General features: G+C 72.1%; 25 protein-coding genes. 12 read left to right on the top strand and 13 right to left on the bottom strand.

Annotated elements, in window-relative coordinates; all coding sequences use genetic code 11:
• The first annotated feature begins 4 nt into the window (after window positions 1-4).
• A complete protein-coding gene (locus ACHMXE_RS40015; RefSeq protein WP_395349110.1) occupies window positions 5-802 on the top strand; it encodes a UPF0149 family protein in 798 nt (265 codons plus the stop codon).
• 58 nt (window positions 803-860) lie between these two features.
• Entirely contained in the window at window positions 861-2048 is a 1188-nt protein-coding gene (locus ACHMXE_RS40010) for an MFS transporter (protein ID WP_395353011.1), read from the top strand.
• Here the strand turns inward: ACHMXE_RS40010 and ACHMXE_RS40005 are convergent.
• From ACHMXE_RS40005 to ACHMXE_RS39995, 3 genes are read right to left on the bottom strand one after another with little or no spacing between them, the layout of a single operon-like run.
• Window positions 2045-2365, bottom strand: coding sequence for a GNAT family N-acetyltransferase (locus tag ACHMXE_RS40005; RefSeq protein ID WP_057595774.1), 321 nt, complete (start codon window positions 2363-2365; stop codon window positions 2045-2047). The genes ACHMXE_RS40010 and ACHMXE_RS40005 overlap by 4 nt on opposite strands.
• Window positions 2366-2388: 23 nt before the next feature.
• Complete coding sequence (locus ACHMXE_RS40000; RefSeq protein WP_203204081.1) at window positions 2389-2886, bottom strand: nuclear transport factor 2 family protein; 498 nt, start codon at window positions 2884-2886, stop codon at window positions 2389-2391.
• Between the two features lie 39 nt (window positions 2887-2925).
• A complete protein-coding gene (locus ACHMXE_RS39995; RefSeq protein ID WP_203204082.1) occupies window positions 2926-3822 on the bottom strand; it encodes a LysR family transcriptional regulator in 897 nt (298 codons plus the stop codon).
• A gap of 78 nt (window positions 3823-3900) precedes the next feature.
• Here ACHMXE_RS39995 and ACHMXE_RS39990 point away from each other — a divergent pair, with 78 nt between their 5' ends.
• Complete coding sequence (locus ACHMXE_RS39990) at window positions 3901-5094, top strand: Acg family FMN-binding oxidoreductase (protein WP_395349109.1); 1194 nt, start codon at window positions 3901-3903, stop codon at window positions 5092-5094.
• Here the strand turns inward: ACHMXE_RS39990 and ACHMXE_RS39985 are convergent, their stop codons facing one another.
• Window positions 5095-5625 (bottom strand): CinA family protein, encoded by a 531-nt coding sequence (locus tag ACHMXE_RS39985; RefSeq protein WP_395349108.1) that lies wholly within the window; start codon window positions 5623-5625, stop codon window positions 5095-5097.
• 11 nt (window positions 5626-5636) lie between these two features.
• Window positions 5637-6164 (bottom strand): phosphatidylglycerophosphatase A, encoded by a 528-nt coding sequence (locus ACHMXE_RS39980; protein ID WP_203204085.1) that lies wholly within the window; start codon window positions 6162-6164, stop codon window positions 5637-5639.
• A 234-nt stretch (window positions 6165-6398) separates the two neighbouring features.
• Here ACHMXE_RS39980 and ACHMXE_RS39975 point away from each other — a divergent pair, with 234 nt between their 5' ends.
• The gene (locus tag ACHMXE_RS39975) at window positions 6399-7865 is read left to right on the top strand and encodes an MFS transporter (protein WP_395349107.1); all 1467 of its coding nucleotides are present in this window, start codon (window positions 6399-6401) and stop codon (window positions 7863-7865) included.
• On the opposite strand, the gene ACHMXE_RS39970 is transcribed toward ACHMXE_RS39975, so the two are convergent.
• Together ACHMXE_RS39970 and ACHMXE_RS39965 are read right to left on the bottom strand one after the other, a co-directional pair.
• Window positions 7862-9568, bottom strand: coding sequence for an FAD-dependent oxidoreductase (locus tag ACHMXE_RS39970; RefSeq protein ID WP_395349106.1), 1707 nt, complete (start codon window positions 9566-9568; stop codon window positions 7862-7864). The genes ACHMXE_RS39975 and ACHMXE_RS39970 overlap by 4 nt on opposite strands.
• Before the next feature lie 11 nt (window positions 9569-9579).
• Window positions 9580-10593, bottom strand: a complete 1014-nt coding sequence (locus ACHMXE_RS39965) for a tripartite tricarboxylate transporter substrate binding protein (protein WP_203204087.1) — start codon at window positions 10591-10593, stop codon at window positions 9580-9582.
• 103 nt (window positions 10594-10696) lie between these two features.
• Between ACHMXE_RS39965 and ACHMXE_RS39960 the strand changes: the two genes are divergently transcribed.
• A complete protein-coding gene (locus ACHMXE_RS39960; protein ID WP_395349105.1) occupies window positions 10697-11593 on the top strand; it encodes a LysR family transcriptional regulator in 897 nt (298 codons plus the stop codon).
• Between the two features lie 13 nt (window positions 11594-11606).
• Here ACHMXE_RS39960 and thiL read toward each other — a convergent pair whose 3' ends face one another.
• Entirely contained in the window at window positions 11607-12581 is a 975-nt protein-coding gene (thiL, locus tag ACHMXE_RS39955; RefSeq protein ID WP_209545950.1) for a thiamine-phosphate kinase, read from the bottom strand.
• 97 nt (window positions 12582-12678) lie between these two features.
• On the opposite strand from thiL, the gene ACHMXE_RS39950 reads away from it, so the two are divergent.
• Complete coding sequence (locus tag ACHMXE_RS39950; protein WP_395349104.1) at window positions 12679-13656, top strand: hypothetical protein; 978 nt, start codon at window positions 12679-12681, stop codon at window positions 13654-13656.
• Complete coding sequence (locus tag ACHMXE_RS39945; protein ID WP_395349103.1) at window positions 13653-13880, top strand: hypothetical protein; 228 nt, start codon at window positions 13653-13655, stop codon at window positions 13878-13880. The genes ACHMXE_RS39950 and ACHMXE_RS39945 overlap by 4 nt, the downstream gene beginning before the upstream one ends.
• Window positions 13881-13888: 8 nt before the next feature.
• Here the strand turns inward: ACHMXE_RS39945 and ACHMXE_RS39940 are convergent, their stop codons facing one another.
• From ACHMXE_RS39940 to apaG, 4 genes are all read right to left on the bottom strand, one after another.
• A complete protein-coding gene (locus ACHMXE_RS39940) occupies window positions 13889-15109 on the bottom strand; it encodes a YbdK family carboxylate-amine ligase (protein WP_281081048.1) in 1221 nt (406 codons plus the stop codon).
• Window positions 15106-16380 (bottom strand): cation:proton antiporter, encoded by a 1275-nt coding sequence (locus ACHMXE_RS39935; protein ID WP_057593323.1) that lies wholly within the window; start codon window positions 16378-16380, stop codon window positions 15106-15108. Before ACHMXE_RS39935 ends, ACHMXE_RS39940 begins: the two co-directional genes overlap by 4 nt.
• Window positions 16377-18353: a site-specific recombinase gene (locus ACHMXE_RS39930; RefSeq protein ID WP_395349102.1), complete on the bottom strand. Its 1977-nt coding sequence runs from the start codon at window positions 18351-18353 to the stop codon at window positions 16377-16379. Before ACHMXE_RS39930 ends, ACHMXE_RS39935 begins: the two co-directional genes overlap by 4 nt.
• An 80-nt stretch (window positions 18354-18433) precedes the next feature.
• Window positions 18434-18829, bottom strand: a complete 396-nt coding sequence (apaG, locus tag ACHMXE_RS39925; RefSeq protein WP_057593319.1) for a Co2+/Mg2+ efflux protein ApaG — start codon at window positions 18827-18829, stop codon at window positions 18434-18436.
• Between the two features lie 100 nt (window positions 18830-18929).
• On the opposite strand from apaG, the gene ACHMXE_RS39920 reads away from it, so the two are divergent.
• Genes ACHMXE_RS39920 through rpe form a run of 3 tightly spaced genes read left to right on the top strand, consistent with a single transcriptional unit; the run spans window position 18930 to window position 20403 of the window.
• Window positions 18930-19205, top strand: coding sequence for a type II toxin-antitoxin system Phd/YefM family antitoxin (locus tag ACHMXE_RS39920; RefSeq protein WP_395349101.1), 276 nt, complete (start codon window positions 18930-18932; stop codon window positions 19203-19205).
• 14 nt (window positions 19206-19219) lie between these two features.
• Window positions 19220-19663, top strand: a complete 444-nt coding sequence (locus ACHMXE_RS39915; RefSeq protein WP_395349100.1) for a type II toxin-antitoxin system VapC family toxin — start codon at window positions 19220-19222, stop codon at window positions 19661-19663.
• A gap of 50 nt (window positions 19664-19713) precedes the next feature.
• Complete coding sequence (gene rpe, locus ACHMXE_RS39910) at window positions 19714-20403, top strand: ribulose-phosphate 3-epimerase (RefSeq protein WP_203204095.1); 690 nt, start codon at window positions 19714-19716, stop codon at window positions 20401-20403.
• Between the two features lie 22 nt (window positions 20404-20425).
• Here rpe and ACHMXE_RS39905 read toward each other — a convergent pair whose 3' ends face one another.
• Window positions 20426-20689 carry a hypothetical protein gene (locus tag ACHMXE_RS39905; protein ID WP_203204096.1) on the bottom strand — a complete coding sequence of 88 codons (264 nt, stop codon included), beginning with the start codon at window positions 20687-20689 and terminating at the stop codon, window positions 20426-20428.
• 185 nt (window positions 20690-20874) lie between these two features.
• Between ACHMXE_RS39905 and ACHMXE_RS39900 the strand changes: the two genes are divergently transcribed.
• The gene (locus ACHMXE_RS39900; RefSeq protein ID WP_395349099.1) at window positions 20875-21861 is read left to right on the top strand and encodes a succinylglutamate desuccinylase/aspartoacylase family protein; all 987 of its coding nucleotides are present in this window, start codon (window positions 20875-20877) and stop codon (window positions 21859-21861) included.
• A gap of 85 nt (window positions 21862-21946) precedes the next feature.
• Window positions 21947-22849: a non-homologous end-joining DNA ligase gene (gene ligD, locus ACHMXE_RS39895; RefSeq protein ID WP_395349098.1), complete on the top strand. Its 903-nt coding sequence runs from the start codon at window positions 21947-21949 to the stop codon at window positions 22847-22849.
• The last annotated feature ends 104 nt before the right edge of the window (window positions 22850-22953 follow it).

Here is a 22953-nt window from a genome sequence, read left to right as displayed (position 1 = left end):
TGCCATGACGACCACCCCACCCGACTCCGCCGGCACCACCCCGGCCCCCGCCACCGACCTGCAACCCCTCGGTCCCGACGACTTCGACGCCCTCGATCGGGCGCTCGACGCGATGCGCGAGCACGACGAGGAAATCCCCCAGTGGGAGTTCTGCGAGGGCTTCCTGGCAGCGCTGGTTTGTACCCGCCGCGTCATCGAGCCCGCCGAGTACTGGCCCGTGCTACTGGGCGACGGCTTCGTGCCGGCCCAGCAGATGGAGTTCGTCTGGCACTGGAAGCGCCGCTGGCGCGAGATCGAGACCGGCCTCGATGCCGACGTCGAGACGCTCGAGGACGAGCGCAGCTGGCAGCCCGAGGTGCTCGACACCCGCGGCGCCGTCGCCGCGCTGCCGCCCGAGGAGCGCGCCGAGATGGACGGCGAGGCGCTGCCCTCGTTCGCCCAGGTCTGGGCGCTGGGCTTCATGTACGCGGTCGAGAACTGGCCCGAGGACTGGACCCCGCCGCGCGACAAGGAGGCGGCCCAGATGCTCGACGACGCGCTCGAGAACATCGTCGTGCTGACCGAGGACGACAAGGCCAAGCCGGTGCTCTCGATGTACGACGAGAACGGCCCGCCCAGCGTGAGCCAGCAGCGCCTGGACGACTTCGGCGCCGCCATCTGGGCCGTGTACGACCTGCGCCAGCTCTGGAAGAGCCTGGGCCCGAAGGTCGAGACCCTCCGCAAGGAGGCCACGCCGGGCCGCAACGATCCCTGCCCCTGCGGCAGCGGCAAGAAGTACAAGAAGTGCCACGGTGCCGGCTGAGGGCGCCAGCACCGCTTCACCACCGGCCGGCGGGCTGAACGCGCGCGCGGCCTGGGCCATGGTGCTCGCGCTGTGCGCGGGCGTGGCGCTGAGCCAGGCCTTCCGCACCGTCGGCGCCATCATGGCCAGCCCGCTGCAGGCCGAGTTCGGCCTGTCGCCGCAGGCGCTGGGCATCTTCTCGGGCGCCTTCCATTTCGCCTTCGGCGCGATGCAGCTGTTCATGGGCATCGGCATCGACCTGCACGGCGTGCGGCGCACCGTGCTGGTGGCCTTCCCGGTCGCGATCGCGGGCGCGCTGCTGTCGGCCCTGTCCTCGAACTACCTGGTGCTGGTGCTGGCCCAGGCGCTGATCGGCGTGGGCTGCGCGCCGGCCTTCCTGGTCTGCACCGTCTTCATCGCGCGCCACTTCCCGGCCGAGCGCTTCGCCACCGTCTCGGGGCTGGTGCTGGCGATCGGCGGCCTGGGCATGCTGGTCACCGGCACGCCGCTGGCCTGGCTGGTGCAGGCGCATTCCTGGCGCGCCGGCTTCGTGCTGCTGGCGCTGGCGGCCGCGCTGGCCTGGCTCGCGATCTGGCACTGGGTGCGCGAGCCCGCGGCGGCCGTGCCGGCGCGGCGCGAGTCGGTGCCCGAGGCGATCCGCCAGTTCGGCGCGCTGCTGATGCTGCGCCACACGCTGGGCATCGTGGTGCTGGGCGGCGTGACCTACGCCGCCTTCATCTCGCTGCGCGGGCTCTGGCTTGGGCCGCTGATGATCGAGCGGCACGGCTTCTCGCTGGTGAACAGCGGCAACGTCGCGCTCGCGGTGTCGGTGATCTCGCTGGTCGGCGCGCCGCTGTTCGGCCGGCTCGACAGTGCCGAGCCCCGCGCGCGGCGCCGCCGCATCGTGCTCTGGGCGCTGGCCTACGCGGGCCTGTTCGCGCTGATCGCCTTCGTGCATTCGGCCTGGCTCGACATCGCCGGCATGCTGCTGATCGGCCTGCTGTCGGGCTTCATCGTCTGGCAGTACGCCGACGTGCGCGGCGCCTACCCGGCGGCGCTCACGGGGCGTGCGATGGCGGTCTTCACCATGGCGATGTTCATGGGCGTGGCGCTGATGCAGTGGGGCACGGGCGTCGCCGCCTCGGTGGCGGCGGCGCATGGCGGCGATCCGCTCACGGCCGTGCTGGCCACCATCGCCGCGCTGCTGCTGGCGGGCATCGCGGCCTTCGCCTGGCTGCCGGCGCCGGCCGCGAAGCAGCGTTCCTAGATCTTGAAGGCGCGCTGGATGTCCGGCCGCACCAGGTCGGCGTACTCGCGGTGCTTGCGGATGTAGCCCGCGATGAACTGGCACACCGGGATCACGTGCAGGCCGCGCGCGCGGGCCTCGTCGAGCACGTGCTTCGCGATCTTCGAGCCCAGGCCCTTGCCCTCGTGCGCGGGCATCACCTCGGTGTGGGTGAACATGATCGCGTCGGTCAGCAGGTTGTATTCGGCCAGCGCGGCGAGCTCGCCGCCGATGCGGGCCTCGTAGCGGTGCTCGGCCTCGTTGTTCGAGAGGATCGGGGCGTTGTCGTCGGTGCTCATGGTTTTCCTTGCAAGGTTGGTGTTCAGGCGGGCCGGCTCGCGAGGTACCTGGCGAGGTTGGCGGCGGCGGTGGCGCGCACCTTGTTGCGCAGCATCGGCGACCAGCCCAGCAGCAGCCCCGGCGTGCCCAGCGCCTGGCGCGACCAGGTCCAGAACGGGAAGCTGTCGCGGTGGGTGGCGATCAGGCCCTCGGGCGTGAAGCCGAAGCGCGCGTCGATGCTGTTGTCGACCAGCCGGCCCGTGGCGCTGAAGCGGTAGTGGGCGTCCCAGTGGGCGCTGCCGCCGCGCTCGTCGGCGCGCACGTCGCGATGGCTCAGGCGCCAGACGTCCGCGCCCTTGGCCTTCGTGGCCTCGCACAGCATGCGCCACATGCCACCGATCTCGCGCCGTCCGCGCAGCGAGAAGGCCTCGTCGTCGAACACCGCGTCGGGTGCATAGCAGGCTTCCATGGTGGCGGCGTCGAGCTGGGCGAACGCGCCGTAGAAGCGCTCGATGGTCTGCGCGTTGGTGGTGGCTGTCATGGGCCTCGGGCGCCGGCGGCGCGGTGGTTGGGAAGAGGGTCAGAGCGCGGCCGGAAGGCTGCGCACCAGGAAATCATAGACCGCGCGGATGCGCCGGTCGGTGCGGACCTCGCGGTGCACCGCCAGCCACACCGGCAGCACGGGCAGCTTGAGCGCGGGCAGCACGCGCACCACCTCGGGGTCGCTGCGCGCCAGCGATTCGGCCACGAAGCCGATGCCCATGCCGTGGCGCAGCGCCTCCCAGTAGACGCTGACGTCGTCGGTGCGAAAGCAGAAGTCCTCGCGCTGCAGCGGCGCGCCGAGCGCGGCCGAGCTGCGCAGGATGCTCTCGTCGCGGTCGTAGCCCAGCAGGTCGTGCCGCGGCAGGTCGCTCCAGTGGCGCGGCGTGCCGCGCCGGCGCAGGTAGTCGCGCTGCGCGAAGGCGCCGAGCGCGAAGCGGCCCACGCGCCGCGCCACCAGGCTCGCGGTCTCGGGCCGGGTCATGCGCAGCGCGATGTCGGCCTCGCGCCGCAGCAGGTTGCTGACCTCGTTGCTGGCCACCAGCTCGATCTGGATCTCGGGCAGCTCGAGCCGCATGCGCGCCAGGATTGCCGGCAGCAGGTGGCGTGCCGTCGCCTGGCTGGCCGACAGCCGCACCGTGCCCGAACTGGCGGCATTGGCGCCGGCCACGCTGCGCGACAGCGCGAGCGCGCCGTTCTCCATGACGCGTGCCGATTCGGCCAGCTGCGTGGCCATGGCGGTGGGACGCAGGCCCTGGCCGGTGCGCTCGAACAGCAGCACGCCGAGCTGCGATTCGAGCTCGGCGATGTGCCGCCCCAGCGTCGGCTGGCTCGCATTGAGCAGGCGCGAGGCGGCCAGCAGGCTGCCGCTGTCGAGGGCCGCGAGGAAGGAGCGGATCAGTCGCCAGTCGAAATCGAGGTCGGTGCCGCGCCGCATGGGGTATTCAATTCTGAATATCTGTTGTCAACGGTTGTCTAATTGTGAAGTCATTCTTGACTTCCGATAATCCCCGGCATGGACGAGCGAAGAAACTTTGTCCGGCTGCTGGGAGGCGGTGTGGTGTTGGCCGCGGGCGCCGCGGCACTGGCCACCTGGTGGCTGCACGACGACATGCCGGCGGCGGCCCTGGAGATCTGGAACGGTCCGGGCGACGAGCCCGACGAGCCCGACGTGCGCCGGCGCGCGCTCGCCTATGCGGTGACCGCGCCCTCGGCCTACAACCGGCAGCCCTGGCGCGTGGACCTGCGCGAGCCCGATGCGATCGTCCTGTACTGCGACCGCGAGCGCCTGCTGCCCGAGACCGACCCCTTCGGCCGCCAGCTGGTGATCGGCCAGGGCGCCTTCCTCGAGCTGCTGGTGATGGCGCTGGCCCAGCAGGGCGTGGCGGCCAGCGTGCAGCTGTGGCCGCAGGGCGAACTGCCCGCCGACCCGCGCCAGTGGGGCCACCTGCCGGTGGCGCGGCTGCGGCTTTCGGGCGGCGGCACGCCCGATCCGCTGTTCGCCCAGGTGCTGCGCCGGCGCACGCCGAAGCAGCGCTTCGACACCGCGCGCCCGGTCTCGGCCGAACTGCTGCAGGGCGTGATCGCGGCGGTGCCCGACGGTGGCTCGCTGCGTGCCGACGGCACCGTCGAGATGGCCCGCGTGCTGCCGCTGCGCGGGCTCTGCCTGGCCGCGGCGCGGGTGGAGATCACCACGCCCCACACCGCGCGCGAGAACCTGCGGCTGCTGCGCGTGGGGCCCGAGGAGATCCTCGCGCACCGCGACGGCTTCTCGCTCAACGATCCCGCGCTGCGGCTGGCCGTGGCGCTGGGCCGCTTCGACCGCGAGGTGCCGGCGCGCGAGGGCAGCCGCGCCTTCGAGCGCACCTTGGCGCTGTATGCCGACCAGGCCAGCACCGCCATGGGCTTCGCCTGGCTCAGCACCGCGGGCAACAGCCGCACCGACCAGCTCAACGCCGGCCGCGCCTACCTGCGCCAGCAACTGCGCGCCACCGACCTCGGGCTGGGCATGCACCCGCTGAGCCAGCCGCTCGAGGAGTTCGCGGAGATGGCCGCGCACCACGCAGCGGCGCACGAGATGCTGCTGGGCCTGCCGCCGCCGCGCGATGCGCGCGGCCGCACGCTGCAGCTGCTGTGCCGCATCGGCTATCCGACGGCGCTGGTGCCGCCCGCGCCGCGCCGGCCGCTGGGCGAGTTCGCGCTGGCCTGATCAGGCCGCGGTCGGGGTTTCGAGCAGCTGCACCAGCGTGTGCAGCGCATGCCGCACCGTGGCCGCGCGCACCGTCGCGCGGTCGCCGTCGAAGCGGCGCCGCTCGGTGCGCACCTGGCCGTCGACCGACCAGCCGAACCACACGGTGCCGACCGGCTTGTCGGGCGTGCCGCCCGTGGGGCCGGCGATGCCGGTGACCGCCACCGCGGCGCGCGCCGGCGCCGAATGCGCGATCGCGCCCAGCGCCATCGCGCGCGCCACCGGCTCGCTGACCGCGCCGTGCGCCTCGACCAGCGCGGCGTCCACGCCCAAAAGCTCGGTCTTGGCCGCGTTGGAATAGGTCACGAAGCCGCGCTCGAACCAGGCGCTGGAGCCCGCGAGCTCGGTGCAGGCGGCGCCGATCAGGCCGCCGGTGCAGCTCTCGGCGGTGGCCAGCAGCCAGCCCTTCTTCAGCAGCAGGCCGGCCAGGGCCTCCACCAGCTCGGGCGTGTCGAGGTCCTGCGACGAGGGGGGCGGGAAGGAGGATTCCATGGGTCGGGGTCTCACCAGGCGCGCCAGAGCGCGATCACCAGCAGCGAGCAGAAGGCCGCCACCAGGTCGTCGAGCATGATGCCGAAGCCGGCGTGCCACCAGCGCACCTGCGCGGCATCGCGCTGCTTGAACAGGCCGTCGGCCCAGGCCACGGGGCCCGGCTTGGCGGCATCGAAGAAGCGGAACAGGGCGAAGGCGACGATCTGCGCCCACAGGCCGGCCGGCGTCACCAGCCACAGCACGATCCAGAACGCGACCACCTCGTCCCACACCACCGCGCCGGGGTCGGCCAGGTTCATGTCGCGCGCGGTCAGCGTGCAGGCCCACCAGCCCAGCGGCAGCGAGACCCCGATGATCCAGCCGATCGCGGCCGGCGACAGCCAGTGCTGCATCACCGAGAACGCGGCCCAGGCCCACAGCGTGCCCACGGTGCCGGGCGCGAAGCGCGACAGGCCGGACCCCAGGCCCAGCCCGATGAAGTGCGCGGGATGCGAGAACAGGAAGCGCGCGCTCGGGCGGCGGATGGAGGGCGGGGGCATGGCGCCGGAAGTGGGCATCGGACGGGCGGGATCGGAGGCGGGAACGGCGGCGTGCATCAGCCGGGAGTGTCGCGCATCTTGCCGCAGCGGGTGCCGCCGGGGCGCGCGGCCCGTCGTCTTCGATTTTATTTATCAAAGAGATTACTTGTTTAATTCGGAGTGGCAGCCTAGGATCCAGGCACCTTTCCAGATCCGGGCCCGGGCGCTTTCGCCGCCGGGGCCAACGCCTCCACCATGGCCTCTTCCTCCTCCCCCGCCCTCGACCGCTCCCGCGCCGATCCGCCGGCCACCGCCGGCTGGGGCGAACTCTTCAGCGGCCGCAACGGCTGGCGCGCGCTCGCGCTGACCGGCGGCGTCGCGCTGCATGCGGTCAACGTCCACATCGTGACCACCGTGCTGCCCTCGGTGGTGCGCGAGATCGGCGGGCTCGACTGGTACGCCTGGAGCACCACGTTGTTCGTGCTCGGCTCGATCCTCGGCGCGGCGCTGTCGGTGCGCCTGCTCGCGGTGCTGGGCCCGCGCGGCGCCTGCCTCGCGGCGCTGGCGGTGTTCAGCGCCGGCGCCATCGGCTGCGCGCTCGCGCCGGCCATGCCGTGGATGCTGGCCGGCCGCACGGTGCAGGGGCTGGGCGGCGGGCTGCTGGCGGCGCTGAGCTACGGCCTGATCCAGCTGGTGTTCGCGCCGCGGCTGTGGCCGCGCGCGGTGGCGCTGGTGTCGGGCATGTGGGGCGTGGCCACGCTGTGCGGGCCGGCGGTGGGCGGGCTGTTCGCGCAGGGCGGCCACTGGCGCTGGGCCTTCTGGACCCTGCTGCCGGTGGCGGCCGCGCAGGCGCTGCTGGTGGCGCTGCAGTTGCGCCCCGCGGCCGGCGTGCGCCACGAGCGCCCCGCCGCCGCGCCGCGCATCGCGCTGCCGCAGATCGCGCTGCTGCTGGCCTCGGTGCTGGTGATCGCGGCCAGCGAGTTCGGCGCCTCGCTGCCGGTGCAGGCCGCGGGCGTCGCGCTGGGGCTGGCGCTCGGCATCGCCGCCACCCGCGTCGACCGCGCGGCCGCGGTGCGGCTGCTGCCAACGGGCGCCTATTCGATCGCCGCGCCGCTGGGCGCGATCTACGCCAGCGTGGCGCTGCTGCTGATCGGCACCACCACCGAGATCTTCGTGCCCTATTTCCTGCAGCTGCTGCACGGCCACACGCCGCTCGCGGCCGGCTACCTCACGGCCGCGATGGCCGGCGGCTGGAGCGTGGGCTCGCTGCTCTCGTCGGGGCGCAGCGGCGTCGGTGCCGACCGCATGCTGCGCGCCGGCCCGGTGGTCTGCACACTGGGCCTGGCGGCGCTGGCCGTGCTGCTGCCCGCGCCGGGGCATCTGCCCGCCGGGCTCGAGACGCTGGCCGTCGCGCTGGCGCTGGCGGCCGTGGGGCTCGGCGTGGGCATCGGCTGGCCGCACCTGCTGACGCGCGTGATGTCGCGCGCGCCGGCCGGCGAGGAAGGCCTGGCCTCGGCCTCGATCACCACGGTCCAGCTCTACGGCATGGCGGTCGGCGCCGCGGTGGCCGGGCTGGTGGCGAACGCGGCCGGGCTCACGCAGCCGGGCGGCGTCGAGGGCGCGCGCTCGGCGGCCGTGTGGCTGTTCGCGAGCTTCGCGATCGCGCCGGCGCTGGTGGTGCTGCTGGCGCGGCGCGTGGTGTCGACCACGCGCGAGTCCTAGGCCAGCACCCCTTCCCACGGCAGCGCGCGCTTGGCCGCGCGCTCGCGCTGCGGCTCGCCGCGCAGCCGCGCCACCAGTTCGTACACGTCGGCCGGGACGTAGGCGCCGCGCCAGGCCACGTGCTGGTCGGCGCGGCACAGCACCAGCCGGTGCGCGTAGGCCGGCGGCACCACGGCGGCGTCGATGTCGAGCACCGTGAGCGGCATGCGGTAGGCGTCGGCCGCGCGTTCCAGCGCGCGCACGTCGGCGCTGCGGTCGAAGCGCAGCAGCGTGTAGCCCGGGCCGAAGGCGTCGTAGAGCGAGCGGCCGTCGGCCAGCCAGAAGTGCGGCGCGCGGCAGCCCGGCACGGTCGAGGCCGTGAAGGCGCCCATCGAATAGGCCGGCGGCACGTGCTCGCCGTCGGGCACGATGATCGGCGAGCCGGTGTAGAAGTAGCCGAAGTTCAGGCCCGCGCAGCAGAACTGCTGCACGTTGAGTTCGTAGGCCTCCTGGCCGATGTCGGCGCGCAGCGCGTCGCCCTCGGGGCCGGGCGCCTCGATGTTCGAAGGCACCGCGCGGCGCGCGCGGATCATCTTCTGCGCATGGTCCATCGCGAACTGCGAGACCTGCTCGGTGATCGGCAGCCGTTCGGCCTCGTAGGCGTCGAGGATGCCCTCGTCGGCCCAGCCCTGCACGCAGGCCGCGAGCAGCCACGCGAGGTTGAGCGCGTCGGCGATGCCGGCGTTCATGCCGTAGCCCGCGTAGGGCACCCACAGGTGGGCGGCATCGCCCGCGAGGAACACGCGGCCGTTGCGGAAGCGGTCGGCCACCAGGCGGCGGCCCACCCAGTCCTCCTTGCTGAGGATCTCGTACTCGAAATCGGGACCGACGCCGAGGATCTCGCGCAGCGAGCGGTCGCGGTCCACCGAATCGAACTCGGGCTCCTCCGCGTTGAGGTGGTTGTGCACCAGCCAGGTCTCGTGGCCGTCGATGGCGAACATGGTGCCGCAGCGGCGCGGGTTCATCGCGTAGTAGGACCACGCGGGCTTGCCCGGGATCAGCGCGCGCAGGCCGGGCGCGCGGATGCAGGTCGACTGCACGCGCTGGATCACCGCCGTGCCCTCGAGCTTCGCGCCCATCTGCTTGCGCACCGCCGAGCCGCCGCCGTCGCAGCCCACCATGTAGCGCCCGCGCAGGCTGCGCGTCACGCCGCTGTCGAGGTCGGTGGCGATCGCCGTCACGCCCTCGGCGTCCTGCGTGAAGCCGCCGACCTGCGTGCGGTTGAGCAGCGTCACGCCGGGCAGCGCGGCCGTGTGGCGCAGCAGGATCGGCTCGAGGTAGATCTGGTTGATGCGGTGCGGCGGCTCGGGCGTGGGCCACCAGGCGTCGGGGCCCTCGGTCTCGGTGTAGCGGTCGCGCCGGCAGGGAATCGGGATGCGCGCGAGCTCGGTGCCGGTCACGCTGGTGCGGAATACCACGTCGTTCGGATGCTCGGGCGGCAGGCCCGCGTCGCGCAGCTTCCGCGCCACGCCCAGGCGGCGGAACTGCTCCATGGTGCGCGACGCCACGTGGTTGCATTTCACGTTCGGCGGCTCGGCGAAGGCGCGCGTCTCGCACACGATCGTGCTGACGCCGCGCGAGGCCAGGTCCATCGCGAGCGAGAGGCCCACCGGGCCGGCGCCGACGATCAGCACGTCGGCCTGGAGATCGAGGTCTTGCTTCATGCGCAGGGGGTCTATTCGAGCTTGATGTTGGCGGTGCGGATCACCTGGGCCCACTTGCGCGTCTCGGAGCGGATGTAGGCATCGAAGGCCTCGCTCGAACCGGGCGCGGGTTCCACGCCGAGGTTGCGCATCGCGGCCTTGATCTGTTCGTCGCCCAGCGCCGCGTTGATCTCGGCATTGAGCCGCGCGACCACCGGCGCGGGCGTGGCCGCGGGCGCCACCACGCCGAACCAGCCGGTCGAGTCGTAGCCGGGCAGGCCGGCCTCGGCCACCGTCGGCACCTCGGGCAGCATCGGCAGCCGCGCCGGGCTGGTGACGGCGAAGGCGAGCAGCTTGCCGGCCTTGATCTGCTGCAGCGCCGAGGGCAGGTCGACCACCGCGAGCGGCACCTGCCCCGCGAGCGCGTCGAGCGCGGCCGGGCCCGAGCCGCGGTAGGGCACCTCGACCAGCTTGACCTCGGCCATCTGCGCGAATAGCGCGGCCGACAGGTGCATCGCCGTGCCGTTGCCGCCATGGCCGATCGACAGGCCGCCGGGCTGCGTCTTGGCGAGCGCGATCAGCTCGCGCTGCGTGCGTGCCGCGATCGAGGGATGGCCCACGATCACGAACGGGATCGCAGCCAGCATGCCCACGGGCTTGAAGTCTTTCAGCGGATCGAAGGGCATCTGCGCATAGAGGCTCGCGTTGGCCGCGAGCGCGCCCGCCGCGCCCACGCCCAGCGTGTAGCCGTCGCCGGGCGCCTTGGCCACCAGCGTGAGCCCGACGTTGCCGCCCGCGCCGGGCCGGTTGTCGACCACCACCGGCTGGCCCAGCTTCTCGTTGAGTCGCGGCACCAGCATGCGCACCACCGCGTCGGCGCTGCCGCCGGGCGGGAAGGTCACGACCATGCGGATCGGCTTGTCGGGAAAGGCGCCCGCCGCGGGCGCCTGCGCGAAGGAGGTGCCGCCGGACAGCGCGGCGGCCGCGGCCAGCAGCAATTGCCTGCGCAGCGGTTGTGTCGCGCCGCGGGCGATCGTTGCGGTCATCGGGACTCCTTGAATGTGTGCATCCGGGTTCTGGCGCCCGATTGAACGCTGGGCGCATTCATTCGTAAATCAAGAAATTCAGAACCAAATATCATGTTTCCTGATGAAAGCGAACTTCAGTCCTACGATCCGCCAGCTGCGCGCCTTCCTCGCGGTCTACCAGTTGCGGCAGCTCAGCGCCGCGGCGCAGCGGCTGTTCGTCACGCAGTCGGCGGTGAGCATGCTGCTGCGTCAGCTCGAGGAGGGATTGGGCACGCGGCTGTTCGACCGCACCACGCGCTCGCTCAAGCCCACGGCCGCCGCGCAGGAGATGCTGCCGGCGGCCGAGCGCATCCTGCGCGACGTCGATGCGCTCGCGGCCGGCTTTCGCGACCTCGCCACGCTCGAGCGCGGCCGGGTCTCGATCGCGATCACGCCGACCCTGGCCTCGTTCCTGCTGCCCGAGGCGATCGGAGAGTTCCAGCGGCAGCATCCCAAGGTGCGCGTGGTGGTCAACGACTGCGCGCCCGACCAGTTCATCGCGCGCATCCTCGGCGAGCACGTGGACTTCGGCATCGGCACGCCCGAGCGGCCCGGTGCCGAGGTCGAGACGCAGCGCCTCTTGCGCGACCATCTCGCGCTGGTCTGCCGCGACGACCATCCGCTGGCGCAGGCGCGCGTGGTGCGCTGGACCGACCTCGGCCGCCATCCGGTGATCACGGTGCGGCCCGGCTATGGCGTGCGGCCGCTGATCGACGGCACCGCCAGCGATGCGGGCGTGGCGCTCGAGGTCGCGCACGAGGTGTCCTTCCTCTCGACCGCGCTGTGGATGACCGCCTGCGGCATGGGCCCGTCGATCATGCCCTCGGCCTTCGCACGCGCGGCCGGCGATCCCGCGCTGGTCATCAAGCTGCTGAGCGCGCCGCGCGTGGCGCGCGACATCTCGGTGGTCACCAAGCGCGGCCACACGCTGTCGGAGGCGGCGCGCCAGTTCCTCGACGTGCTCAAGCGCACGCTGTGAGGCAGCGCGGCCTTCAGGCGAAGTGATCGAAGGAGCCGAAGCGCTGCGCCACCGGCGCGCCCGCGGCATCGACGAAGCGCAGCCCGCTCTCGGCATCGATGCGCCCGATGCGCGTGACCGGCGTCGCGCTGTCGCGGCCGGCCTGTTCCACCGCCGCGCGCGCCGAGGCGGGCGCGGTGAACACCAGCTCGTAGTCGTCGCCGCCCGAGATCGCCATCGCGCGCAGCGTGTCGCGCTCCAGCCCCGCGGCGGCGGCCGAGCCGTCGGCCACGGCCGCGATGCAGTGCATCGCCGCATCGACGTCGAGCGTCGCGCCCACGCGGCTCGCGCGCAGGATGTGACCGAGGTCGCCCGCGAGCCCGTCGCTCACGTCGGCCGCCGCGCTCGCGATGCCGCGCAGCGCCTGGCCCAGCGCCACGCGCGGCGCGGGCTGCTCCATGCGCGCGCGCGTGCGCTCGAACAGCGGGCCCGGCAGCGACAGCGTGCCGCGGAAGTTCTCGAGCGCCAGCCGCGCATCGCCGAGCGTGCCGCTGGTCCACAGTTCGTCGCCCGCGCGCGCGCCCGAGCGCAGCAGCGCCGCGCCGGCGGGCACCTCGCCGAACACCGTGATGCAGAGGTTGAGCGGGCCGCGCGTGGTGTCGCCGCCCACCAGCTCGCAGCCGTGTTCGTCGGCCAGCGCGAACAGGCCGCGCGAGAAGCCTTCGAGCCAGCCTTCGTCCACGCCCGGCAGCGCCAGCGCGAGCGTGAAGGCCAGCGGCTTCGCGCCGCAGGCCGCGAGATCGCTGAGGTTGACCGCCAGCGCCTTGTGGCCGAGCCGCGCCGGATCGACGGTCGAGAGGAAGTGCCGGCCCTCGACCAGCATGTCCGAGGAGACCGCGAGCTGCATGCCCGGCGCGGGCGCGAGCAGCGCGCAGTCGTCGCCCACACCGAGCGGCGAGCGTGTGGCGGGGCGCTGGAAATAGCGCTGGATCAGGTCGAATTCACCCATGCGCCGAGCATAAGCGGGGAAAGGCATACGCCGATGGCCGACACGCGGCGCCGCGACGATGCATTAGATTGAAGGGCTGTACGAGGAGACCCGCCGGATGCCCGATACCCTGACCCTGTCCGCGACCGAACGCGTCGGCGAAGCCATGCGCCGCTCGCTCCCGCTGCTGCCCGGCGAGGCGCGCGGCACGGTCGAGGCGATGCTGCAACCCGAGGCGCTGGCGATCGTCGCCGGCACGCTGGTGGTGTGGGCCGGCTCGCATTTCTTCGGCGTGGGCGAGGTGGTCGACATCATCCTGCTGGTGGTCGGCTTCGCGGCGCTCGGCATGTCGGTGTTCTCGGGCGCGGGCGAGCTGTCGGAATTCACCACCAAGGCCGTCAACGGACGCACCAGCGCCGACCTCGACGAGGCCGCCGGCCACTTCGCGAAGGCCGTGATGCTGCTGGGGATCTCCGCGATCCAGGCGATGCTGCTGCGCGGCGCCGCCAAGCCCGTGGTCCAGCGCGGCATGCCGCGCGTCGAACCGCTGCCCGACGTGGGCACGCCGCCGCCGGCCGGCAACGGGCTGTCGCTGAGCCGGCCGCGCTCGCTGCCCGGCGGCGAGCTCGGCGGCACCAGCATGTACGGCGAGATCGCGGTCTCGCGCGCCCAGAGCCTCACCGAGCAGAAGGTCACGCTGTTCCACGAGCTCGTGCACCGCTACTTCTCGCCGCGCACCGGCCCGCTGCGGCAGCTGCGCGCGCAGTTCCGCTGGAACGCCTATTCGAAGTCCTCGCTGCTGCGCTATCTCGAGGAGGCGATGGCCGAGGGCTACGGCCAGCTGCGGGTGCACGGCCTGTCGCAGGCGCTCGGCGCCTACCGTTTCCCCATTCAATTCGGCTACGTCACCGTGTCGCAGATGCGCGCCGAGGGCATGGCCATCGGCACCATCTCGCTGGGCGGCACCCTGTTCTGGGTCGGCGTGAGCGACGGGCCGATGTCCACGCATCCCCGCATGCCGCAGGCACTGCCGCCGTTGCCGCCACTGCCCGCTCCACCGTCCTCGCCGCGGCTGCAGCCCGCGCCCGCGCGATGATCGACGAAGCCACCGCCATCGGCGTTGCGCGCCGCATCGCGCTGCAGCAGGGCTGGGCCTTCGTGGAGCCGGTGCAGGCGCGGCTGCGCAAGCCCTGGTTCTTCTCGAAGCAGTCCGCGCGCTGGGAGATCGAGAGCAATGCCGTCGCCTTCGGCGCGCGCGCGCGCTTCGTGATCGATGCCGAGAGCGGCGCGGTGCTCGAGAAGGGCTACGTGCCGCGCTGAGGCGCGCGCTACGCCGCCCCGCGAAAGCGCAGCGACGCCTGCCGCACGACCTCGGCCAGCAGCCGCTCGCGCCCCTGCCGCTCGCGCAGCCAGCGCGCGTCGTTGCGGTTGGTCTCGACGCTGGTGCGCAGCTCGCCCAGCGCCTGCGTGGCGTTGAGCGCCTCGCTGTGCCATTCGAGCTGGGTCATGGTCATCAGGATGTGGTCGCGCAGCGGCATGTGCTGGCCGCTGGCCGGGTCGACGTAGACCGCGTCGAGGCCGAAGCGGCAGGCCTGGAAGCGGTTGTAGGTGTAGACCAGGTAGTCGTCCTCGCTGGGCTCGAAGGGCTGCTCCTGCAGAAACCAGGCGGCCAGCGACTGCACGTAGCCCGCGAGCGCGGCGGCGCGCGCCACGGTCAGTGGGGTGTCGAAGACGCGGATCTCGATGGTGCCGAACTCGGGCTTGGGCCGGATGTCCCAGTAGAAGTCCTTCATGCTGCGCACGACGCCGGTGCGGGTCATGCGCTCGAAGTAGGCCTCGAATTCCTTCCAGCTCGTGGTGAAGGGCGCGCGGCCCGACAGCGGGAAGGCGAACACCGAGTTCAGCCGCGCCGAGTCGAACTGCGTGTCCTGCCCTTGCACGAAGGGCGAGGAGGCCGACAGCGCGATGAAGTGCGGGATATAGCGCGACATGCGGTGCAGCATCAGCAGCGCCGAGTCGGCATCGGGGCAGCCGATGTGCACGTGCTGGCCGAAGATGGTGAACTGCTTGCTCAGGTAGCCGTAGAGCTCCGACAGCTCGCGAAAGCGCGGCTTGTCGTAGATGCGCCGCTCGTGCCATTGCTGGAAGGCATGCGTGCCGCCGCCGACCACCGCGATGTTGAGCTTGTCGGCGTTCTTGATCAGCGCGTCGCGGATCGGCGTGAGCTGCGCGATCACGTCCTGCGCCGAATGGCAGATGCCGGTCGAGATCTCGATCATGCTCGAGGTCATCTCGGGCACCACGCTGCCGGGCAGCGGGGTCTGCGCCATCAGCCGCAGCATGTCTTCGGCATACGGCGCGAGGTCGTAGTCGTGCGTGTTCACGAGCTGCAGCTCGAGCTCGACGCCGAGCGACAGCGCCTCCGACTTGTTGAACGGCTCGAGCTTGACGGCGCGGCTCGCGGGATCGGCCGCGAGCGGCGCCGAGCGCACGTCGTCGCTGTCGGGGTCGATCGCGGGGCTTGGGGGAGTGGTCGTGTGGCTGCTCATCGCTGCGTGTCCTCGGCGGTGCTGCTGAAGGCCTCGGGCGCCCAGGGCACCGAACTCTCGCCGACCGCGTGGATCGCGACCGTGGCGAGTACCGCGCCCAGCAGCTCCATCAGCAGGATCGAGGGCAGCGCGACCTGGGTGATCATGGTGCCGAGCAGCGGCGAGGCGGTGGCGAAATTGGAGGCAATCAGGAGTGCGATCGAGGACAGCGGCGACATCGCGCAGCCGACCCAGAAGGCCTGCTTCCAGCTCGCGCCGCTGCCGGGATTGGCGATCGCCACGCCGGCGATCTTGGCGACCATGCGCACGGCGATCAGCGCCAGCACCACGCTGGCCACGGGCAGCGTCCAGTCGGCCTGCGCGGCGACGATCGACACCAGCACGAACATCAGCATGGTGAGCAGCGAGGCCGCGGTGCCGAGCTGGCGCTGCCAGGCCCAGGGCTTGGGGTTCAGGGTCTTGAGCAGCACGCCGCCGATCAGCGCGGCCAGCGGCGCGGAGCCGCCGATGTGCGCCGTGACGGCGGCTCCGGCCGCGATCAGCGCCAGCAGCAGCAGCGAGGTGTTCTCGCTGGTCGGGCTCATCACGCGCAGCGCGGTGCGCAGCGCCAGCGCCATCAGCGCGCCGACCACGAAGGACAGGCCCAGCACCACCGCGATCGGATAGAGCTTCTGCAGCACGGTCTGCGGCGCGCGCTCGATCAGGCCGGCCTGCGCATAGCCGAGCGCGAGTGCGTAGAAGGTGTTGAGCGTGGCCAGCGTCATCGCGCGCTCGGTCACCGGGCCGGCGGCGCGGGTGTCCATGATCACGCGGCTGAGCACCGCGGGCGAGGCGACGATCGCCATCAGCGCGAGCGGGTTGGCCACCGGGTCGGGCAGGCCCAGCAGCCGCAGCACCCAGAACACGCCGAAGTAGGTCAGCGTGGCCTCGAGCAGGCTCTGCACCAGCACCATCGGGTTGTGGCGGAACCAGCGCAGCGGCAGCCGGCCGCCGGCCTCGAACAGCACCACGGCCACGCCGAGCTCGAGCAGGAACAGGCTGATGCCGCGCAGCGGCCAGATCGCGCCCTCGAAGCCGGCGAAGCCGACGATGGTGCCCACGATCGAATAGCCGACCACCTTGGGCATGCCCATGTAGCGGCGCACCAGGTGGCCGGAGGCGGCGGCCGCGGCCAGCAGCAGCGACCACAGCACGGTGGGAAGGCCGGCCGACGGGCGGGCCCATTCGGACCAGAAGCCCATCAGGTCGGCGGTGAGACTCGTCAGGTTCATGCGGGTAGGAAGAAGCTCATGGGCCGGCTGCGCCAGCGCTCGCGCAGCGCGCCGCGGATGCGGGCGCGGTCGGCGAGGCTCACGCTGTGCGCGCGCAGCGCCAGCCGGAATGCGAAATAGAAGCTCACGCTCACGTTGAGCGCACCGATCACCGGGATCGCCGCCACCGCCCACCACAGCAGCGGCTGCTGCAGCACCGGCAGGCCGAGCGACACCGCGGCCGCGCCGATCTGGCCGGCCGACAGCGTCACGTGGCGCACGTCGAGGCCGAGCCCGAAGAAGCCCGCGACCGCTGGCAGCAGTCCGAGCATCAGGCCCAGCGAAATGTTGGCGGCGAAACCGGAGATGTGGGTGCGCATGAAGTCGGCCCATCGACGGGCCCGGGCGGCGCCCAGGACGGCGCCGATGCGGGGGTTGTACCGCATGGCCGAGTCCAGCCGATGCAGGACAAAGGCGTTTTCTGCCCAGCCCGCGATCAGGCTGGAGGCGAACAGCAGCACGCCGGTGAAGGCCGCGAACAGCGCCGTCGGGCCCGCGAGCGACAGCGACCGCAGCACCGCGCCCGCATGCGCGACATCGAGCAGCGGCTGCTGCAGCGCCAGCTGCCAGGCGATGGCGAGCGCGGCCACGGCCGGCACCACCACCAGCACGTTGCCCAGCACCGCCGCCACCTGCGAGCGCACCAGGTTGGCGACCTCGTCGACGAATTCGTCGAGGCCGCTGTGGTCCCGGATCCCGCGCAGCCGCGCGGCCAGCGCCGGCGCCGTCATGGCCGGCTGCTTGGTGGCGAGCGTGAGGTGCAGCAGCTGGATCGCGACGAAGCTGGCGGCGTACATCACGCCCGAGCCCAGGCCGCTCCAGAAGGCCGACAGGCCCAGTGCGTAGATGCCGAACTTCGCGAGCACCGTGAGCGAGGTCAGCGCGCCGCCGCCCGCGGCCTTGCGCACCATCTGCCGGTAGCTCGCGCGGTCGCGCGTGATGTAGTGCTCGCCGGTCTCGGCGCTGCGCTCGGTGACCTTGGCCGCGAGCATCGACGAGTTCGAGGCGATCAGCGCGCGGATGCTGTTGCGCTCGCTGCCGGCCTGCACCAGCCGGCCGACCAGCCGCGCGATGCTGACCGCGGGCGTGGGCGACATCAGGCCGTCGAGCAGTTCGCGGATGCGCAGCACCCGCTCGCGCATCTGGCGCACGCGGAACACCAGGCCGACCGAGATGCCGTTGTCCTCGAGGTGTTCGTAGACCGAGGCGGCGCTCGCGCGGCAGGCATCGAGCCGGTCGCGGAACGCGACGAAGGCCGCCTGCACCGCGGCCTCGTCGCGCGGGCGGTCGTCGAACAGCCGCTCGCGCAGTTCGTCGAGCTCGGCCATCAGCGCATGGAAGGGCCGGCTCTCCTCGGTGCTGCGCATGCGCAGCCGCAGCTCGGACGAGAAGCCCGCGGCCACCAGCTGGCTCGCGCAGTAGGTGATGGCGTCCATCAGCGTGGCGCGCCAGCGCGGCACGGTGAGGCCGTCGTCCGCCGTGTCATCGGCCAGCAGCGCGCCGATGCGCACCAGCTGCGGCGCCTCGAGCAGCGCGATCCAGCGCGCGTCGAAGACGCCCGGCAGCACCATGCGGAACAGGTCCGAGGCATCGGTGGTCTCGGGCGTGCCCGGCAGGATCTTGCGGCGCAGCCGCTCGTTGAATTCGCTGAGGAAGGCGGTGCGCGGCGCGAAGCCGTAGTCGGCCAAAAGCGTCGACAGGTCGACGTCGCGCGTGAAGACGCGCCACCAGGCGCGCACGCGCTCGCGCAGCTCGGGCCGCGCCTCGATGGCGTCGAGCAGCAGCAGCACGCGGCCCATGGCCGCCTGCGGCGAGGCACGGTCGCCGCGCAGCCAGTCGAACAGGTCGATGAGCCAGATGTGGCGCCGAGCGACGTCGGCGGAAGGATCGAGGCCGGCGAGCAGCCCCTGCAGGTCGCGCGAAGCGGCAGCCATGGGGAGGAGGGAGCGAGAAGGGAAGAGGAGGGCGATTGCCGCAGCGGGAGGAATTCCGTGCGGTGCCCGAGCGGGAAAGGCTAGTGCAGCACGCGCGAGACCGGCGCGCCGCCGATGTCGGCCTCGAGCACGAACATCGGGATCGGCACGTCGAAGCGTTCGCCGTCCTCGGTCACCACGAGGTAGCTGCCGTGCATGGTGCCGCTGGCGGCCTGCAGCCGGCAGCCGCTGGTGTAGCGGAAGCTCTCGCCCGGCGCCAGCAGCGGCTGCTGGCCGATCACGCCCAGGCCCTTGACCTCCTGCGCATGCCCCGAGGCGTCGTTGATCAGCCAGTGCCGCGCGATCACCTGGGCGCCGGTCGAGCCGGTGTTGGTGATCGTGATGGTGTAGGCGAAGGTGTAGATGCCTTCCTTCGGCGAGGACTGGTCGGCGAGGTAGCGCGGCTCGACCTCGATGGAAAGGGGGCTGTGTGACATGCGCGCGATGGTAACTGCTGGGGTTTTGGCGCGGGGCGAGCGCCCCGGCGCCGGACCGGCTTTCTTGCCGAAAGTGCGATAAAGGCATATTCTGGTCGGTATGACCAGAATTTCTCCTCCAGGCCATTGGCCGCTGCAGGACGCCAAGGCGCGCTTCAGCGAACTGGTGCGCCGCGTCCACAGCGAGGGGCCGCAGCACGTCACGGTCCACGGGCGCGACGAGGTCGTGGTGATCGCGGCCGAGGAATTCCAGCGCCTGCAGGGCGCGCGCACGGGCCAGGCGCTGGTCGACGTGCTGCAGGCCTCGCCCCATCGGGACATCGAGCTGTCGGTCGGTGCGTCCGACGCCTCGCCGGTGCGCAGCGTCGAGCTGTGAATGCCGTGAGCGCCATGAGCGCCATGAGCGCGATGAGCGGCTTCCTGCTCGACACCAACGTCCTGTCCGAGCTGCGCCGCCCGCGGCCCGACCCGCGGGTCGTCGCCTTCGTCGGCGCGCAGCCGCTCGAGAGCCTGTTCGTCAGCACCGTCACCTTCGCCGAGATCCGCTTCGGCATCGAGCTGGTGGCCGACATCCACAAGCGCGCCCAGCTCAACGACTGGCTGCAGCTGCAGCTGCGGCCGATGTTCGGCTACCGCGTGCTGCCGGTCAGCGAGGACGTGATGTTCAAGTGGCGGCTGATGGTCGAGCAGGGCCGCAAGGCCGGGCGCACCTTCTCGCAGCCCGACCTGATCATCGCCGCCACCGCCGCGCAGCACGGCCTCGCGGTGGTCTCGCGCGACGCGGGCGGCTATGCCGGCACCGGCGTGGCGCTGGTCGATCCCTGGCGGGCATAGAAGTCCGGGAGCTGCGCTGCGCCTTTGGCCGGCTGCGACAATCGCCGCCCATGACCTTCCGCATCGCCCCCTCCATCCTTTCCGCCGACTTCGCCCAGCTCGGCCAAGAGCTCTCGGACGTGATCGCCGCGGGCGCGGACTGGATCCATTTCGACGTGATGGACAACCACTACGTGCCGAACCTGACCTTCGGTCCGATGATCTGCCAGGCGCTCAAGCCGCATGCCAAGACGGCCGACGGCACGCCGGTGCCGATCGACGTGCACCTGATGGTGCAGCCGGTCGATGCGCTCGCGGCCTCGTTCGCGCAGGCCGGGGCCGACTACATCAGCTTCCATCCCGACGCCGCGCCGCACGTGCACCGCAGCATCCAGGCGATCCGCGCGGCCGGCTGCAAGCCGGGGCTGGTGTTCAATCCGGCGCGCGGGCTCGAGGTGCTCGACTGGGTCATCGACGACATCGACCTGATCCTGATCATGAGCGTCAACCCCGGCTTCGGCGGCCAGAGCTTCATCGACTCGGCGCTGCGCAAGATCGAGCAGGCGCGCAAGCGCATCGAGCAGAGCGGGCGCGACATCCGCCTCGAGGTCGACGGCGGCATCAAGGCCGACAACATCGCGCGCGTGGCCTCGGCCGGCGCCGACACCTTCGTGGCCGGCAGCGCGATCTTCAATGCCAAGGACTATGGCGCCGTGATCTCGCAGATGCGCACGCAACTCGCGGGCGTGGCCGCCGCCTGAGCGGCGACGCGCCGCCGCCGAATCAGCGCCTGGCCTGCTCGCCGACCTTGTCGGCGCGAAGGCCCTCGTCGGTATCGACCAGGCCGCGTTCGACGTCGTCGTGCGCGCGGCGGCCGCGCTCGGTCGGTTTGCCGTCGCGGGTCTGCTGGCTGTCCGAGGACTGGTCGCGTTCGTGCGGCAGCCGCGGCGACGATTCGCCGTCCTGCGCGACCTTGGTCTTGCCGCCGCCCGCGTCCTTCTGCGGATCGGCGGGCTGCTTGCGGGTCGGGGTGCTGTCCTTGGCCATGAAGGCTCCTTCGGTCGTTGGTGGCACTAGCTTGCGTGGCCGCCCGCGCGGGGCCGGTAGGACAGCCCAGGGCACGGCTGTAGGCTGCGCGTCGATCGCGGCCATGGCCTCGCGGCCGCGAAGGTCGGTGCTATGAAAAGCGAAGCCTCTTTGCGCCTGTCGAAACGCCTCCTCATAATCCCCGCATGGCTTCCTCTCCCTTCGACGCCGTCGCGCACGACAGCATCCGTCTCCACGCCTTCGCCTCCCTGAACCCCGGTCCCCGGCTGCTCGTGATGGGCGGCGTGCATGGCAACGAGACCAGCGGCACCGCCGGCATCGAGCGGGTGCTGGCCGAATTCGCGGCGGGCGAGCTCGCGCTGCTGCGCGGCGAGCTCACGCTGGTGCCGGTGGCGAATCCGCTCGCACGGCGCCGTCTGCAGCGCGAGGGCGAGCGCAACCTCAACCGGCTGTTCAAGCCCGCGGCCGAGCCGGCCGACTACGAGGCCCGCGTGACCAACGTGCTGGCGCCGGTGATCGCGCGCCACGAGGTGCTGCTCGACCTGCATTCGTTCCAGAGCGCGGGCGAGGCCTTCGCGATGATCGGCCCGCGCGACAACACCGGCACGCTCGAGCCCTTCGCGCGCGCCGCCGAGGAAGGCCGACTCGCGCTGCACCTGGGCACGCCGATCGTGGTCGAGGGCTGGCTCGACATCTATGCCGCGGGCCTCGCGCAGCGCGGCGCCGCGGTCGACGAGGCCGCCATCGACTTCGGCCGCGGCACCAACGAATACATCCGCAGCTGCGGCGGCTACGGCGTCACGCTCGAATGCGGTCAGCACCAGGATCCGCAGGCGCCCGAGGTGGCCTGGCGCGCGATCCGCCGCACGCTGGCGCTGCTGGGCATGGCGGCGCTGCCGCCGGGCCTGTCGGCCGGGCCCGATGTGCCGCCGCGCCTGTTGCGCCTGGCCAGCGTGACCGACCGCCTGCATGCCGACGACCGCTTCGCGCGCGACTGGGCCACCTTCGACCCGGTGCGCCGCGGCGAACTCATCGGCACGCGGCACGACGGCACGCCGCTGACCGCGCCCGACGATGGCTGCATCGTGTTCCCCAACGCGCTCGCGCTGCCGGACACCGAGTGGTTCTATTTCGCGCGGCCCAGCGAACGGCGGCTCGACGGCACGGCCTGAGCGCCAGGGATACACGGCGCGCCGTCGCGTTCCTACATTCGCCGCCCCAGACGCGCATGACCATGGCGGGCCAAGGAGCCGAACCATGGCCGCTGTCCGCAAGCAATCCACGCCGCGCATCACCCATGCCGACCGCCTCGTCGACGCGAAGAGCGGCATCGCCAAGGGCGAGCTCGCCGCCTACTACGCGCGCGTCGCGCCGCTGATGCTGCCCCACCTGCGCGGCCGGCCGGTGGCGCTGGTGCGCGCGCCCGACGGCATCGCGGGCGAGCTGTTCTTCCAGAAGCATGCGCAGCACGGCGAGATGGCCGGCGTGGGCCTGCTCGACCCGGCGCTCGATCCCGGCCACGAGCCGCTGCTGCAGATCGACGTGGCCGAGGGCCTGCTCGGCGCGGCGCAGTTCAACGTGGTGGAGTTCCACACCTGGAACGCGCTCTCGCGCGCCTTCGCCCAGCCCGACCGCATGACCTTCGACCTCGACCCCGGCGAGGGCGTCGAGTGGCCGCGCATGCAGGAGGCCGCGCTGCTGGTGCGCACCCTGCTCGACGAACTCGGGCTGCCGTCCTTCCTCAAGACCAGCGGCGGCAAGGGCCTGCACGTGGTGGTGCCGATCCGGCGCGCGCATGGCTGGGACGAGGTCAAGGGCTTCTCGCAGGCCATCGTGCAGCAGCTCGCGCGCAGCGTGCCCGAGCGCATCGTCGCCAAGAGCGGGCCGCGCAACCGCGTCGGCAAGATCTTCGCCGACTACCTGCGCAACGGCTTCGGCGCCACCACCATCAGCGCCTGGTCGGCGCGCGCGCGTCCTGGCCTGGGCGTGTCGGTGCCGCTGGACTGGGACGAGCTGTTCGAGGTCGAGTCCTCCGACCACTGGACCGTGGCGACCATCGCCGAGCGGCTCGAGATCGGCAACGCGCCCTGGGCCGCGATGGAGCGCAGCCGTAAGGGGCTCGGCGACGCGATGCGCAGGCTCGGCTACCTGGTGAACTGACCTCCTGCCCCGCGCGGGCAAGCCGATTCCGATCGCACGACATTGCATCGAATTCATCGATGTGTAACTCCCATTCCATCGATTGGGCAAATGAACGGGTACTC

Origin of the sequence: Variovorax sp. UC122_21, assembly GCF_044056785.1 — a bacterium.
Taxonomy (GTDB): domain Bacteria; phylum Pseudomonadota; class Gammaproteobacteria; order Burkholderiales; family Burkholderiaceae_C; genus Variovorax.
Note: the sequence above shows the minus strand (reverse complement) of the source record. Positions and strands in the feature narration are given on the sequence as shown.